A 14838-nucleotide genomic window follows, 5' to 3' on the forward strand; every position below is an offset into this window, starting at 1 on the left:
CCGTATATTTGCAATAAATTTATGGTTATGTTATGCTTTAAATGGAAATGCTAACGATAAGCAGAGAAAAAGGAGAGTGGGGAAACCCACTCTTTCGTATTGTAATCACTCTTGTCACTCGGATAGTATAGTACATATTATTCCCTGCTCAAAAGGCAGGGTTTTTCAGCAACATACGATATAAGGCTAGCAAAGATTTAATCAAAAGTATAAACCGATTTTACTTATTCATATATTATTAAATGCTAAATTAGCGCTGATTATTTCTTGATGATTTCGACTAGTCTTAAAAAACATTCGCTACGGTTTCTTAGCAAGGAGGAAGAGAATGAGCAAGAAGGTAACAGATATCGTAGAACAATTAGTTACACCAATCGTGAATGATATGAATTTAGAGTTAGTGGATATTGAATATGTAAAAGAAGGGTCAAATTGGTTTCTTCGAGTTTTTATTGATTCCGAAAAAGGCGTTGACATTGAAGAATGTGGAATTGTAAGTGAACGCTTAAGTGAACAGCTAGATGAAACTGACCCAATTCAGCATAACTATTTTTTAGAGGTATCTTCACCTGGTGCTGAGAGACCATTAAAAAAAGAAGCTGACTTTGAAAAGTCTATTGGTAAGCAAGTTCATATCAAAACGTATGAGCCTATCGATGGTGAAAAAGTGTTTGAAGGTGTCCTGACAGCATTTGATGGTCAAACGATCACTGTAACTGTTACGATAAAAACTAGAAAGAAGAAAATTGAAATCCCTTATGCTAAAGTTGCAAAAGCAAGATTAGCTGTAACCTTTAATTAAATGAGAAAATCATCTCATTTGAAAAAGAAATAAAAATAAGAGATTTTTTCCTCGCTCTCCTTTTTTTATAAGGCTTTTTACGTAAACATTTGCTGACTTTTACTTAGTAGTATTGTGTGGGAAGATAGTAAACCACTTATTGGATACCTGTCTCTCTCTTAGCAATTCTACTTGGGCTTTTATGAAAAAGGATGAAGATGGACATGCAAACAAATTTGTATTTAGTTTATTTTTTAAGGGGGAAACCGTTAAAATGAGTAGTGAATTATTAGATGCTTTAACAATATTAGAAAAGGAAAAAGGCATCAGCAAAGATATCATTATTGAAGCAATTGAAGCTGCTTTAATTTCTGCTTATAAAAGAAATTTTAATCAAGCGCAGAACGTAAGAGTTGATTTAAATCGGGAAACTGGAACGATGAAGGTTTTTGCGAGAAAAGACGTAGTTGATGAAGTGTATGATCCACGTCTGGAAATTTCTTTAAGTGAAGCACAAAGTATTAATCCAAATTATATGTTAAATGATGTAATTGAAATGGAAGTTACACCTAAAGACTTTGGAAGAATTGCAGCGCAAACTGCTAAACAAGTCGTGACACAACGTGTTCGTGAAGCAGAGCGTGGAGTTATTTACAGTGAATTTATTGATCGTGAAGAAGATATCATGACAGGTATTGTTCAGCGGATTGACTCAAAATTTATTTATGTTAGCCTAGGCAAGATCGAGGCTCTTTTACCAGTTAGTGAGCAAATGCCAAATGAAACATATAAACCACACGATCGAATCAAAGTGTTTATTACGAAAGTTGAGAAAACAACAAAAGGGCCGCAAATTTTTGTTTCAAGAACTCACCCTGGCTTATTAAAAAGATTGTTTGAAATTGAAGTTCCAGAAATTTATGATGGGACAGTTGAAATTAAATCTGTATCACGTGAAGCGGGAGACAGATCAAAAATTTCTGTCCACTCTGACAATCCTGAGGTTGATCCCGTAGGTTCATGTGTTGGGCCTAAAGGTCAGCGAGTACAAGCAATTGTTAATGAGCTAAAAGGTGAAAAAATTGATATTGTAAGATGGTCTGAGGATCCAATTGAATTTGTTGCAAATGCGTTAAGTCCTTCAAAGGTTGTCGAAGTTCTTGTTAATGAAGAAGAGAAAGCGACAACAGTTATTGTTCCTGATTATCAGCTTTCATTGGCTATTGGAAAAAGAGGGCAAAATGCTCGTTTAGCAGCAAAACTTACAGGCTGGAAAATCGATATTAAAAGTGAATCTGATGCTGAAAAGGCTGGTATTTATCCACTAAACTCAGCAGATAAAGATGAAAATTTTGACGATGAACCACTTTTAACAAGTATACATGAACCAGAGGTTAGTGAATAAGAGGTGAATCATATGAGCAATCGCAAAATTCCTTTACGTAAATGTGTTGCAACAGGGGAAATGAGAGCAAAGAAAGAACTTGTTCGTGTTGTCCGTTCAAAGGAAGGCGATGTATCAGTCGACTTAACAGGTAAAAAAAATGGGCGAGGAGCTTATATCACACTTGATAAAGAGTGCATTCTCCTAGCGAAGAAGAAAAATATCCTTGCCAATCATTTAAAAACATCGATTGATGATACTTTATATGATGAACTCTTACAGTTGGCTGAGAAGGAGAAAAAATAAATAAATGAACGATCAGCAACAATGGATGTCCTTATTGGGCTTAGCAAATCGAGCACGAAAAGTTATTTCAGGAGAGGAACTTGTTGTAAAAGAGGTGAGACAAAAGCGAGCCAAGCTTGTTTTACTCTCACAAGATGCATCAAATAATACAATGAAAAAGGTAACAGATAAATGTAAATTTTATCAGGTACCTATTATTACTGTAAATAATCGTTACCAACTTGGGCAAGCAATTGGCAAGGAAGCTAGAGTAGTTGTAGCGATTAATGATGCGGGCTTTGCTACAAAGTTAAAAACCTTGCTCGATTAATATTCTTGGGGGTGAACGTATGACAAAAATGCGAGTATATGAATATGCAAAACAAATAAATGTATCAAGTAAAGATATTATTACTACGTTACAAGAGATGAATGTCGAAGTAAATAATCACATGTCAACGATCGAGAATGATGTGATTGTAAAACTAGACCAAAAATTCAAATCAAATAATGAATCAAATAAGAAACCGGGGAAACAAGTGACTAATTCAAATCAAACGACAAATAAACAAGATAATAATAAAACAAACATTGAAAATAAACCTGCAAATAACAAATCACAAAAGCCTTTTAATAATTCAAACCGTGATAACAAAAAACCGAACCAATCTAATCACAAACCCAACCAAAATAAAGGGAAGAAAAATAATCATAACAAGAAAAACAAAGGTACTCATCAGCAACAGCCTATCCAAGCGAAGCCGAAAAAGGAATTGCCTAGCAAAATTACATTTACGGGCAGCCTAACTGTTGGGGAACTTGCTGCTAAGTTAGGGAAAGAGCCATCAGAAATTATTAAAAAGCTTCTGCTTCTAGGAACTATGGCAACAATTAATCAGGAATTAGATAAAGATTCGATTGAACTAATTGCTGGAGAATATGGTGTTGAAGTTGAAGAAGAAATCGTATTTGAAAAAACAGAATTTGAAAAGTACGAAGAAGAGGACCGTGAAGAAGATTTACAAATCCGTCCAGCTGTTGTAACGATTATGGGACATGTTGACCATGGTAAAACAACACTTCTAGATTCAATCCGGAATACGAAGGTGACTGAAGGGGAAGCTGGCGGTATTACACAACATATCGGTGCATACCAAATTGTTGCAAATGATCAAAAGATAACCTTCTTAGATACTCCAGGTCACGCAGCATTTACAACAATGCGTGCTCGTGGTGCGCAAATTACTGATATTACAATTCTCGTTGTTGCTGCTGACGATGGTGTTATGCCACAAACAATTGAAGCGATCAACCATGCAAAAGCTGCTGAGGTGCCTATCATTGTTGCTGTTAACAAAATTGATAAACCGACTGCAAATCCTGATCGTGTCATGCAGGAATTGACAGAACATGGTTTAGTACCTGAAGCATGGGGTGGAGATACTATTTTTGTACCTGTATCAGCATTAACAGGTCAAGGTCTTGATGAGTTACTAGAGATGATTTTATTAGTAACTGAGGTTGAGGAGTTAAAAGCAAATCCTAATCGTAGAGCTACTGGAACTGTTATTGAAGCACAATTGGATAAGGGAAGAGGCTCAGTTGCTACACTTCTTGTTCAAAATGGAACATTACGTGTCGGAGATCCAATCGTAGTTGGAAATACATTCGGCCGTGTTCGTGCAATGGTAAATGATCTAGGTCGACGTGTGAAAGAAGCAGAACCTTCCACTCCTGTTGAAATTACAGGCTTAAATGATGTCCCACAAGCAGGGGATCAATTTATGGTATTTGAGGACGAGAAGCAAGCTCGTCAGGTTGGTGAAGCTAGAGCGCAGAAGCAGCTTGATGAGCAGCGTAGTGAAGGCTCCAAGCTAAGCTTAGATGATTTATTTGAACAAATAAAACAAGGTGATATTAAAGACATTAATTTAATCGTGAAGGCAGATGTTCAAGGTTCTGTTGAAGCATTGGCTGCTGCTTTACAAAAAATCGATGTTGAAGGTGTGAGAGTAAAAATTATTCACACTGGTGTTGGAGCGATTACTGAATCAGATATTATTCTTGCAGCTGCTTCAAACGCTATCGTTATTGGCTTTAATGTTCGCCCTGATAGCGGTGCAAAGAAAACGGCAGATGTTGAAAATGTAGATATCCGCCTGCATCGAATTATTTATAAAGTAATCGAAGAAATTGAATCAGCGATGAAAGGTATGCTTGATCCAGAATTTGAAGAAAAGGTAATTGGTCAAGTTGAAGTTCGTCAAACATTTAAAGTATCAAAAATCGGAACGATCGCTGGTTGTTATGTGACAGAAGGAAAAATTACCCGTGATAGTGGGGTTCGCTTAATTAGAGATGGAATTGTTATTTTTGAAGGTGAAATTGATACATTAAAACGTTTCAAAGATGACGTTAAAGAGGTTGCTCGTAACTATGAATGTGGTATCACAATTAAGAATTACAATGATGTGAAAGAAGGAGACATCATTGAAGCTTATGTGATGGAGGAAATTGAGCGGAAATGATAGGATTTATTGATTGTGAATGCATAATATATGACACACAATCATTAAAAGAAAAAAGAGCAGTTTTACAACGAATTCTTACAAGAATCAAGCAAAAGTACAATGTTTCAATTTCTGAAATAGATTTTCAAGACACTTGGCAACGAACGAAATTCGGTATTGTTGCGATCAGTTCATCTAAAGTTCAGACTGAGCGAGAGCTGCAAAATGTTTTAGGATTTATAGATTCTTTTCCTGAAATTGAGCGAACTGTTACTATGTTTGAATGGTTGTAAATGAAGAGGTGAATGGCATGAGCTTAAGGGCAAACCGTGTCGCTGAACAAATGAAAAAGGAATTAGGCGATATAATTGGACGGAAAATTAAAGACCCACGTATTGGTTTTGTTACAGTTACAGATGTAAGTGTATCTGGAGACTTACAAATTGCAAAGGTATATATATCTGTCCTTGGTGATGAGGAACAAAGAGAAAACACATTAAAAGGATTAGCTAAGGCTAAAGGCTTTATCCGTTCAGAAATTGGGCAAAGAATTCGTCTAAGAAAAACGCCTGAAATTCAATTTGAATTTGATGAATCAATTGACTACGGTAATAGAATTGAAACACTAATTCATGAGTTAAACTCCCAACATAATCAGGGCGAATAACTCCTTTCTACTAAGGGATAGACAATGGCGTCTATCCCTTTGTTAATGGTTAAGTACGTTAAATGGCTGAACAATTATGTTGCATGATGATAAAAATACCTATGCATGTTTGTTTGGTATGAATAAAGGAGGTAATCAAATTTGGAAGGTGTTTTATTATTAAATAAACCAGTTGGTATGACATCTCATGATTGTGTCGCAAAAATGAGAAAGCTTGCTAAGACGAAGAAAGTAGGTCATACTGGGACACTCGATCCGGATGTGACGGGAGTTTTACCAATTTGTCTTGGACGGGCAACAAAAATTGTGGAATATTTAACCGCTTCTTCTAAAACGTATGAGGCTGAAGTAACAATTGGCATTTCAACGACAACAGAGGACGCTTCTGGTGAGATCGTTGAACAAAGAAATGTTACATCTCCATTATTTAAGTTACAAGTTGAACAGGTTCTCAATTCTATGCTTGGACAAATTGAACAAGTGCCTCCGATGTATTCCGCTGTAAAGGTGAAGGGGAGAAAACTTTATGAGTATGCTAGAGCAGGGATTGAGGTAGAGCGTCCGGTTCGTCAAATTACAATAACCGATATATGCTTGTTAGGCGATGTTACGAACACTGACTCCCTGTCAAAGTTCAAATTTCGTGTCACTTGTTCAAAGGGAACATATGTTAGAACATTAGCAGTTATGATTGGAGAACGTCTTGGTTATCCTGCACATATGTCAAAGCTAGTGAGAACAAAATCAGGACAATTTGATCTAGCTGATTGTTTATCTTTTGAACAAATTGAGATGAAAGTTGAAAATGGTACTCTTCAAGAGTCATTATTATCAATCGGAGAAGCGTTAAAAGATTTGCCGAAATTTATTATCCATGATACGCTATCAAAGAAAGTGAAGAATGGTGCCGTGCTTGAGCTTCCATCACAATTTCATGACTTTGAGCCAGGTGCTCCGATCGTTTTGTATGATGATGAAGATAGATGCCTCGCAATTTATGCAAAGCATCCGACGAAGCATCATCTTATGAAGCCAATAAAGATATTAATGATTGAAAATTAAGCTGTTTTAAGTAGAAAAGGTGAAGTTGACTGTGAAAATAATAAAATTGTCTCATCCACATCATAAAGTCAATCAAGATTTTGATGAAATGACCTTGGCTTTAGGTTATTTTGATGGGGTACATAAAGGACATCAAAAGGTCATCATAAAGGCAAAAGAAATAGCTGAGGAAACTGGAATGAAGAGTGCAGTTATGACATTTCATCCACATCCACTTGTCGTACTGCGTAAACTAAAGGAAATCGATTATCTTACACCTCTTGAGGAAAAAATCAAATTAATCGAGCAGTTAGATGTCGATCTCTTATTTATAGTTGAATTTACAGAGGAATTCGCTGCATTATCTCCTCAGCAATTTGTTGACGAGTATATTATCAATTTCCATGTAAAGCATGTAGTTGCTGGGTTTGATTTTACATATGGACATTTAGGTAAAGGAACGATGAACACCTTGCCTGAACATTCTAGGGAGCAATTTTCTTGTACGACTGTTGAAAAGCAAACTGATCATGATCGAAAAATTAGCTCATCATTAATCCGTGAAACGATTAAAAATGGTGATATTAGTTATGCGAATAAATTACTAGGAAGACCACATTCCGTTTCAGGAACAGTTGTGCATGGTGATAAACGAGGTAGAACGATTGGTTTTCCGACCGCGAATGTCGATGTTCCAGATATGTATTTGATACCTCCTACAGGTGTCTATGCGGTATCCCTCACAGTGAAGGAAAAAGAATACAAAGGTGTTTGTAATATCGGATTTAAACCAACTTTTAATAAAGAGAAGGAACTTAAACCAAGCATTGAGGTTCATATTTTTGACTTTAATCAAGATATATATGGAGAAAAGGTTTCTGTTTCGTGGTACAAACGTATAAGAAGTGAACAAAAGTTCCATAATGTAGATGAACTTGTTGCTCAAATTTCTAAAGATAAAAACGATGCATTACAATTCTTTGTAGAAAAAATGTATTAGTTCTTGCAAAATGAATAAAAAAATAGTATTCTAATTGATGTAACTTAAAACCATTGCTTGGCAAATCGATTCACCACCGATTGCTCGGTAATTGGGGTTTTTGAAAATTAAGGAGGTGAAAAGGATGGCTATCACACAAGAACGTAAAAACGAACTTATCGCAACTTACAAAACACATGAATCTGATACTGGTTCACCAGAGGTTCAAATTGCTATCCTTACTGAGGACATCAATAACTTAAACGAACACTTACGCGTTCACAAAAAAGACCACCACTCACGTCGCGGTCTATTAAAAATGGTAGGTAAGCGTCGTAACTTACTAACTTACTTACGTAATAAAGATGTAACTCGTTATCGTGAATTAATCAACAAGCTTGGTTTACGTCGATAATACCTAAAAAAGCGGGATTTTTCCCGCTTTTTTAGTGTATATAAATATGACTGAAAAGGTAAGTCTGATATAATACACACCATAACAACTAATATCATCATCCAATTTTAAATAAACTACCTTTAAGTAATTAAAGTAGGTATGCATGCGATTATGCTAAAACAATCGTGATACGATGAAATTATTTTGTTTATACTAATACATATACGCCTGAATATAAGAGAGGAGTTTTACATAAATGGGACAAGATAAGCAAACCTTTTCCATAGAGTGGGCTGGTAGAAACCTAACGGTAGAAATTGGCCAATTAGCTAAACAAGCAAATGGTGCTGTTCTCGTACGATATGGTGATACAGCGGTATTAAGTACAGCGACAGCGTCAAAGGAACCTAAGCCACTTGACTTTTTCCCTTTAACTGTTAATTATGAGGAACGTTTATATGCTGTTGGGAAAATTCCTGGTGGTTTTATTAAAAGAGAAGGTCGACCAAGTGAAAAAGCAATTTTGGCAAGTCGCTTAATAGATAGACCAATAAGACCATTATTTGCAGATGGTTTTCGAAATGAAGTACAAGTCATAAGCATTGTAATGAGTGTCGATCAAGACTGTTCATCTGAAATGGCTGCAATGTTTGGTTCATCATTAGCATTATGTGTTTCTGACATTCCATTCGAAGGTCCAATTGCAGGTGTTACGGTTGGACGGATTAATAATGAATTCATCATTAATCCTACTGTAGAACAAACTGAGAAAAGTGATATTCATTTAGTTGTTGCAGGTACTAAGGATGCTATTAACATGGTTGAGGCTGGTGCAAATGAAGTACCAGAAGAAATTATGCTTGAAGCAATCATGTTCGGTCACGAAGAAATTAAACGACTAATTGCATTCCAAGAAGAGGTTGCTGCAGCTGTTGGAAAAGAGAAAATAGAGGTTGAACTGTTCCAACTTGATGCTGACCTAGAAAAGGAAATCCGTGAACGAGCTGAAAAAGACTTATTAAAGGCTATTCAAGTTCAAGAGAAACATGCAAGAGAAGAAGCGATTACTGAAGTAAAAAATGCGGTATTAGCTCATTATGAAGAAATAGAAGCTGACGATGAAACATTGAAGCAAGTAAATCAAATCTTAAGCAAAATCGTTAAGGCTGAAGTTCGTCGCTTAATTACGGAAGAAAAGATTCGACCAGACGGCCGAAAAGTGGATGAAATTAGACCGCTATCGTCTGAGGTTAATCTATTATCTAGAACACATGGTTCAGGATTATTTACAAGAGGACAAACCCAAGCACTTAGTATTTGTACACTCGGAGCACTTGGCGATGTTCAAATCCTTGACGGACTTGGTATAGAAGAATCAAAACGGTTTATGCACCACTATAATTTCCCACAATTTAGTGTTGGGGAAACAGGGCCAATGAGAGGTCCAGGACGTCGTGAAATTGGTCATGGTGCCTTAGGTGAAAGAGCATTAGAGCCTGTTATTCCTTCTGAAAAGGATTTCCCATATACAATCCGTTTAGTGTCTGAAGTATTAGAATCAAATGGATCAACTTCACAAGCAAGTATTTGTGCAAGCACATTGGCGATGATGGATGCAGGTGTACCTATTAAAGCGCCTGTTGCTGGGATTGCAATGGGACTTGTAAAGTCTGGTGAGAATTACACAGTTTTAACAGACATACAAGGAATGGAAGACCATCTTGGTGATATGGACTTCAAAGTAGCGGGAACAGAAAATGGTGTAACTGCATTGCAAATGGACATTAAGATTGCTGGATTATCTCGTGAAATCCTAGAAGAAGCCTTACAGCAAGCGAAAAAGGGAAGAATGGAAATATTAAAAACAATGCTTGATACAATTTCCGCTCCTAAGCAGCAGCTTTCTCGATATGCTCCAAAGATTTTAACAATGACAATTAACCCTGACAAAATCAGAGATGTTATTGGACCAAGTGGAAAGCAAATCAATAAAATTATTGAAGAAACTGGCGTAAAAATTGATATTGAGCAAGATGGAACTGTATTTATTTCATCTGTAAATGAAGAAATGAACCAAAAGGCGAAGAAAATTATTGAGGATATTGTCCGTGAAGTCGTTGTTGGACAAATGTATCTTGGTAAGGTAAAACGAATTGAAAAGTTCGGTGCTTTTGTTGAGATATTTAATGGGAAAGATGGCTTAGTCCATATTTCAGAGCTAGCAGAGGAACGTGTTGGAAAAGTTGAAGATGTCGTTTCCATTGGTGATGAAATTCTCGTTAAAGTAACAGAAATCGATAAGCAAGGAAGAGTAAACCTTTCTAGAAAAGCTGTATTAAAAGAGCAAAAAGAAAAGGAAAAGCAAGAAGGGTAATATGGAGGCCGGGGAAACCGGGCTTCTTTTCCATTTTATCTTATTTTCCAGTTAGGAAAGTGAGATGGAATGTTCTTTACATATCATGAGGAAGGCAATTGTTTTCTAGTTCTACCTTGTCCCCTTTTTACATATTTTTAAATGAAAAGGGGGATACATAATGCAAAGGAAACTATTACAAATCGTTGGATTTATTGCCATCTTAACGGTTAGCTTAGGGTTTATCGGAAACCCCTATCTACCTGCTTTAAATATTGATATTCAACATATTAGTCAAACTGTTTCAAAGCAGCAGGACAGCTTGTATCAAGAAATTGTTGAAAAATCAGATGAATATAAGATACCTGCACAAGATGCGGAAATACATAAAGTTTGGAAAGCGACTCCAGGCTATAATGGGATCGAAATTGATATCGAGGAATCATATGAGCGGATGAAAAAGAAAGGTGTTTTTGATGAAAAACTTCTTATTTACCGTCAAGTGAAACCAAAAAAACATCTTGAAGATTTGCCTGCAGAGCCTATATATCGAGGACATCCCGATAAACCAATGGTTTCCTTTTTAATAAATGTTGCATGGGGGAATGAATATATTCCAGAAATGCTTGATACATTAAATAAATATCATGTTAAAGCAACATTTTTCTTAGAAGGTCGCTGGGTGAAAGAAAATCCAGAAATAGCAAAAATGATCGTTGATGCTGGTCATGAAATTGGTAATCATTCTTATACTCATCCTGATATGAGCAAGTTGTCTGCGGGGAAAATCAGAGAGCAAATACAAAAAACAAATGAAGTCATTAAATCAATTACTGATGTAAGTCCAACATGGTTTGCACCACCAAGTGGCAGTTTTCGTGATGAAGTCGTAAAAATAGCTGCTGAATATCATATGAAAACGGTTATGTGGAGTGTTGATACGATCGATTGGCAAAAGCCTGCACCACATGTATTAGTCCAACGGGTAATGGATAAAGTTCATAATGGTGCGATAATCTTAATGCATCCAACTTCACCAACAGCACAAAGCCTTGAAACGTTAATTTTATCAATTAAGAAAAAAGGGTATTCCTTTGGATCGATAAGTATGCTAATGGATGAGGAAAGACTCTTCGATGGACAGATGATGAAAACAAAAAAAGATTCTGGCAACTAAGAAGGAGGAACACGCTTGATCAAAAAGTATACGTGTCAAAATGGAGTAAGAATTGTATTAGAAAACATCCCTACTGTTCGTTCCGTAGCTATTGGTGTATGGATTGGAACAGGTTCGAGAAATGAAAATAAACAGAATAATGGTGTGTCACATTTTTTAGAGCATATGTTTTTTAAAGGAACAAAAACAAGATCGGCAAGAGAAATCGCAGAATCGTTTGATAGCATTGGTGGGCAGGTGAATGCTTTTACTTCAAAGGAGTACACTTGTTATTATGCAAAAGTATTAGATGATCATGCAGGATTTGCCTTAGACGTACTTGCAGATATGTTTTTCAATTCGACCTTTGATGAGGAAGAATTAAAGAAGGAAAAAAATGTTGTATATGAAGAAATCAAAATGTATGAGGACACACCTGATGATATAGTCCATGATTTGTTAAGTCGTGCAACATATGGAGATCATCCATTAGGCTACCCAATTCTTGGAACAGAGGAAACACTTGCAACATTTAATGGCGATACGTTAAGGGAGTATATGAATAATTATTATACTCCTGATAATGTCGTAATTTCGATCGCAGGTAATGTTTCAGAAGAGTTTATTAAACAAGTAGAAAAACACTTCGGTTCTTATGAAACTGGAGCAAAGAAACGAGAATTTGAAAAGCCAAGCTTTATGGTTGAAAAAATTGCTCGGAAAAAAGAAACTGAACAAGCTCATCTCTGTATTGGATTTAACGGTTTAGAAGCTGGTCATGATGACATCTATAGCTTAATTGTCCTTAATAATATTTTAGGTGGAAGTATGAGCTCTCGCTTGTTTCAGGATGTAAGGGAACAAAAAGGACTAGCCTATTCAGTATTTTCCTATCATTCATCTTATCAAGATAATGGCATTTTAACGATTTATGGCGGTACGGGCAAAAAACAATTAAATTTGTTATTTGAAACGATTCAGGAAACACTATCCACATTAAAAAATGACGGAATAACTGCCAAGGAATTAGCCAATAGCAAGGAACAGATGAAAGGCAGTTTAATGCTTAGTCTTGAAAGCACGAATAGTAGAATGAGCAGAAATGGTAAAAATGAATTGATGCTAGGTCGCCACCGCTCACTAGATTCCATTATTGAATTGGTAAACGAGGTGACAGAGGATAGTGTAAATTCACTTGCAAATCAAGTGTTTACAGATCAATATGCTGTATCATTAATAAGCCCTGATGGAGTTTTACCAGATAAGCTTAGCTGAAAAAAACATAAGGAACTTTAGAAAAATGTCTACAATACAAAATTTGTAGGCATTTTTTTTTATCATCAAACGATACAATATACTAAGGGGGAATGGACATGAGATTAAGTGAACTAAGTGGCAAAGAAATCGTCGATGTAAAAAGAGCCGAAAGACTTGGTGTATTAGGCCAAACAGATTTAGAAATAAACGAACAAGGGCAGATTACTTCATTAATTATTCCATCTTTGAAATGGTTTGGCCTTAGGAAACAAGGTCAAGAAATTAGAGTTCCTTGGCAGCATATAAAAAAAATTGGCACGGATATGATCATTTTAGAGATTCCTGATGAAACGATGGAAAAAATAGAATGATATATGATTTTTAGAGGCTGGCACTATGCCAGCTTTTTTATTTTGCCAACCTTTATTTCTTCGTTCATTTTTCCTCTAATTAATCACCCAAATCTTATTTTCTACATAGTATGTTGAAGTAAGTTATCCAACAAAACGTTGAAATGAAAACAGATAACATGCGAAAAAAGAAGGTGAACGTTCAACATGTTAACAGGATTAAACGTAGCTGTTTTCGGAGGAGATGCAAGACAGCTTGAAGTTATCCGTAAATTAACTGAACTTGATGCAAAACTTTACCTTATTGGGTTTGATCAACTAGACCATGGCTTTACAGGAGCAAATAAAGTAAAGATAGATGAAGTTCAATTCCAAGAATTAGATGCGATTATTTTACCTATCCCCGGTACTGACCTTAATGGGATGATTTATACAGTTTTTTCAAATGAAGAGATTAAATTAACCGAAGACTTACTAAAAAATACACCTTCACATTGTGTCGTGTATTCTGGAATTTCAAATTCTTATTTAGATAATATGGTTCAATCATCAAACCGTAAATTAGTTCAGCTTTTTGAAAGAGATGACGTAGCCATTTATAATTCGATCCCTACAGTTGAGGGTACGATTATGATGGTCATCCAACATACTGATATAACGATTCATGGTTCAACAATTGCCGTTTTAGGTTTAGGTAGAGTTGGAATGAGTGTTGCAAGAGCGTTATCTGCTTTAGGTGCAAAGGTAAAAGTAGGTGCTAGAGATTTGGCACATTTAGCAAGGATTACTGAGATGGGGTTAACTCCATTTTCATTAGAAAATATTCAAGATGAAGTAAAGGATATCGATGTTTGCATCAATACTATTCCCCACATGATCATTACTGAAAAGGTTCTATCAAATATGCCTGCACATACGTTAATCGTTGATTTAGCTTCAAAACCAGGGGGAACGGATTTTCGATTTGCTGAAAAGCGAGGAATAAAAGCGTTGCTTGCACCAAGTCTACCAGGAATTGTTGCGCCTAAAACGGCTGGGCAAATCATTGCTAATGTTCTTACTCAGCTTTTAAGTGAATTATTAATAGAAGGAAAGGGGTCTTCTTCATGAAATTAGCTGGTAAAAGAATTGGCTTTGGGATTACTGGCTCACATTGTACTTACGAGGAGATTTATCCGCAAATTAAGGTGTTATTAGATGAGGGAGCAGATGTTATACCTGTTGTCACATTTACTGTAAAGAATACGAGTACACGTTTTGGTACAGCAGGGGAATGGGTAGAAAAAATAGAGAAGCTCACTGGTAATCAAGTAATTGATTCTATCGTTGCTGCAGAACCACTTGGACCTAAGCTTCCATTAGATTGTATGGTCATTGCTCCGCTAACTGGAAATTCAATGAGTAAATTAGCAAATGCATTAACTGACTCTCCGGTACTTATGGCTGCTAAAGCAACGTTAAGAACTCATCGTCCAGTTGTCATAGGTATTTCTACTAATGATGCTTTAGGTTTAAATGGAGTCAATCTTATGCGTTTAATGGCTACTAAAGATATTTACTTTATTCCATTTGGTCAGGATGCACCAGATAAAAAGCCAAATTCAATGGTTGCGAGAATGGAATCATTATTAGATACTGTTCTTGCTGCCCTAGAAGGAAGACAATTTCAACCTGTAGT

The 14838-nt window shown here is 36.0% G+C and carries 16 protein-coding genes; all 16 read left to right on the forward strand.

The features are described 5' to 3' along the window. The first annotated feature begins 328 nt into the window (after nucleotides 1-328). Entirely contained in the window at nucleotides 329-802 is a 474-nt protein-coding gene (rimP, locus tag HU235_RS03350) for a ribosome maturation factor RimP (protein WP_095298165.1), read from the forward strand. Between the two features lie 253 nt (nucleotides 803-1055). Further along, nucleotides 1056-2186 (forward strand): transcription termination factor NusA, encoded by a 1131-nt coding sequence (gene nusA, locus HU235_RS03355; protein WP_095298163.1) that lies wholly within the window; start codon nucleotides 1056-1058, stop codon nucleotides 2184-2186. A gap of 12 nt (nucleotides 2187-2198) precedes the next feature. After that, complete coding sequence (gene rnpM / locus HU235_RS03360; protein WP_095298161.1) at nucleotides 2199-2471, forward strand: RNase P modulator RnpM; 273 nt, start codon at nucleotides 2199-2201, stop codon at nucleotides 2469-2471. Between the two features lie 4 nt (nucleotides 2472-2475). After that, nucleotides 2476-2781 (forward strand): YlxQ family RNA-binding protein, encoded by a 306-nt coding sequence (locus HU235_RS03365; RefSeq protein ID WP_095298159.1) that lies wholly within the window; start codon nucleotides 2476-2478, stop codon nucleotides 2779-2781. A gap of 19 nt (nucleotides 2782-2800) precedes the next feature. After that, nucleotides 2801-4978, forward strand: coding sequence for a translation initiation factor IF-2 (gene infB, locus HU235_RS03370; RefSeq protein WP_095298157.1), 2178 nt, complete (start codon nucleotides 2801-2803; stop codon nucleotides 4976-4978). After that, the gene (locus HU235_RS03375; RefSeq protein ID WP_095298155.1) at nucleotides 4975-5253 is read left to right on the forward strand and encodes a DUF503 domain-containing protein; all 279 of its coding nucleotides are present in this window, start codon (nucleotides 4975-4977) and stop codon (nucleotides 5251-5253) included. The genes infB and HU235_RS03375 overlap by 4 nt, the downstream gene beginning before the upstream one ends. 17 nt (nucleotides 5254-5270) lie before the next feature. After that, a complete protein-coding gene (gene rbfA, locus HU235_RS03380; protein WP_095298153.1) occupies nucleotides 5271-5627 on the forward strand; it encodes a 30S ribosome-binding factor RbfA in 357 nt (118 codons plus the stop codon). Nucleotides 5628-5768: 141 nt separating this feature from the next. Then, entirely contained in the window at nucleotides 5769-6689 is a 921-nt protein-coding gene (truB, locus tag HU235_RS03385; protein WP_174879344.1) for a tRNA pseudouridine(55) synthase TruB, read from the forward strand. 31 nt (nucleotides 6690-6720) lie between these two features. Beyond that, nucleotides 6721-7668, forward strand: a complete 948-nt coding sequence (ribF, locus tag HU235_RS03390) for a bifunctional riboflavin kinase/FAD synthetase (RefSeq protein WP_174879345.1) — start codon at nucleotides 6721-6723, stop codon at nucleotides 7666-7668. 124 nt (nucleotides 7669-7792) lie between these two features. Next, a complete protein-coding gene (gene rpsO, locus HU235_RS03395) occupies nucleotides 7793-8062 on the forward strand; it encodes a 30S ribosomal protein S15 (protein WP_095298147.1) in 270 nt (89 codons plus the stop codon). A gap of 238 nt (nucleotides 8063-8300) precedes the next feature. Next, complete coding sequence (gene pnp, locus HU235_RS03400) at nucleotides 8301-10418, forward strand: polyribonucleotide nucleotidyltransferase (protein ID WP_174879346.1); 2118 nt, start codon at nucleotides 8301-8303, stop codon at nucleotides 10416-10418. Nucleotides 10419-10578: 160 nt separating this feature from the next. Beyond that, the gene (locus HU235_RS03405; RefSeq protein WP_095298142.1) at nucleotides 10579-11574 is read left to right on the forward strand and encodes a polysaccharide deacetylase family protein; all 996 of its coding nucleotides are present in this window, start codon (nucleotides 10579-10581) and stop codon (nucleotides 11572-11574) included. Between the two features lie 15 nt (nucleotides 11575-11589). Further along, a complete protein-coding gene (locus HU235_RS03410) occupies nucleotides 11590-12828 on the forward strand; it encodes a M16 family metallopeptidase (RefSeq protein WP_095298140.1) in 1239 nt (412 codons plus the stop codon). Between the two features lie 98 nt (nucleotides 12829-12926). Beyond that, entirely contained in the window at nucleotides 12927-13181 is a 255-nt protein-coding gene (locus tag HU235_RS03415; RefSeq protein ID WP_095298138.1) for a YlmC/YmxH family sporulation protein, read from the forward strand. 186 nt (nucleotides 13182-13367) lie between these two features. Next, a complete protein-coding gene (gene dpaA, locus HU235_RS03420; RefSeq protein WP_095298137.1) occupies nucleotides 13368-14270 on the forward strand; it encodes a dipicolinic acid synthetase subunit A in 903 nt (300 codons plus the stop codon). Next, on the forward strand, nucleotides 14267-14838 hold a 572-nt coding region (gene dpaB / locus HU235_RS03425), incomplete at its 3' end, for a dipicolinate synthase subunit B (protein ID WP_174879347.1). The genes dpaA and dpaB, both read left to right, overlap by 4 nt.

The organism is Metabacillus niabensis (assembly GCF_902829255.1).
Lineage (GTDB): Bacteria > Bacillota > Bacilli > Bacillales > Bacillaceae > Metabacillus > Metabacillus niabensis.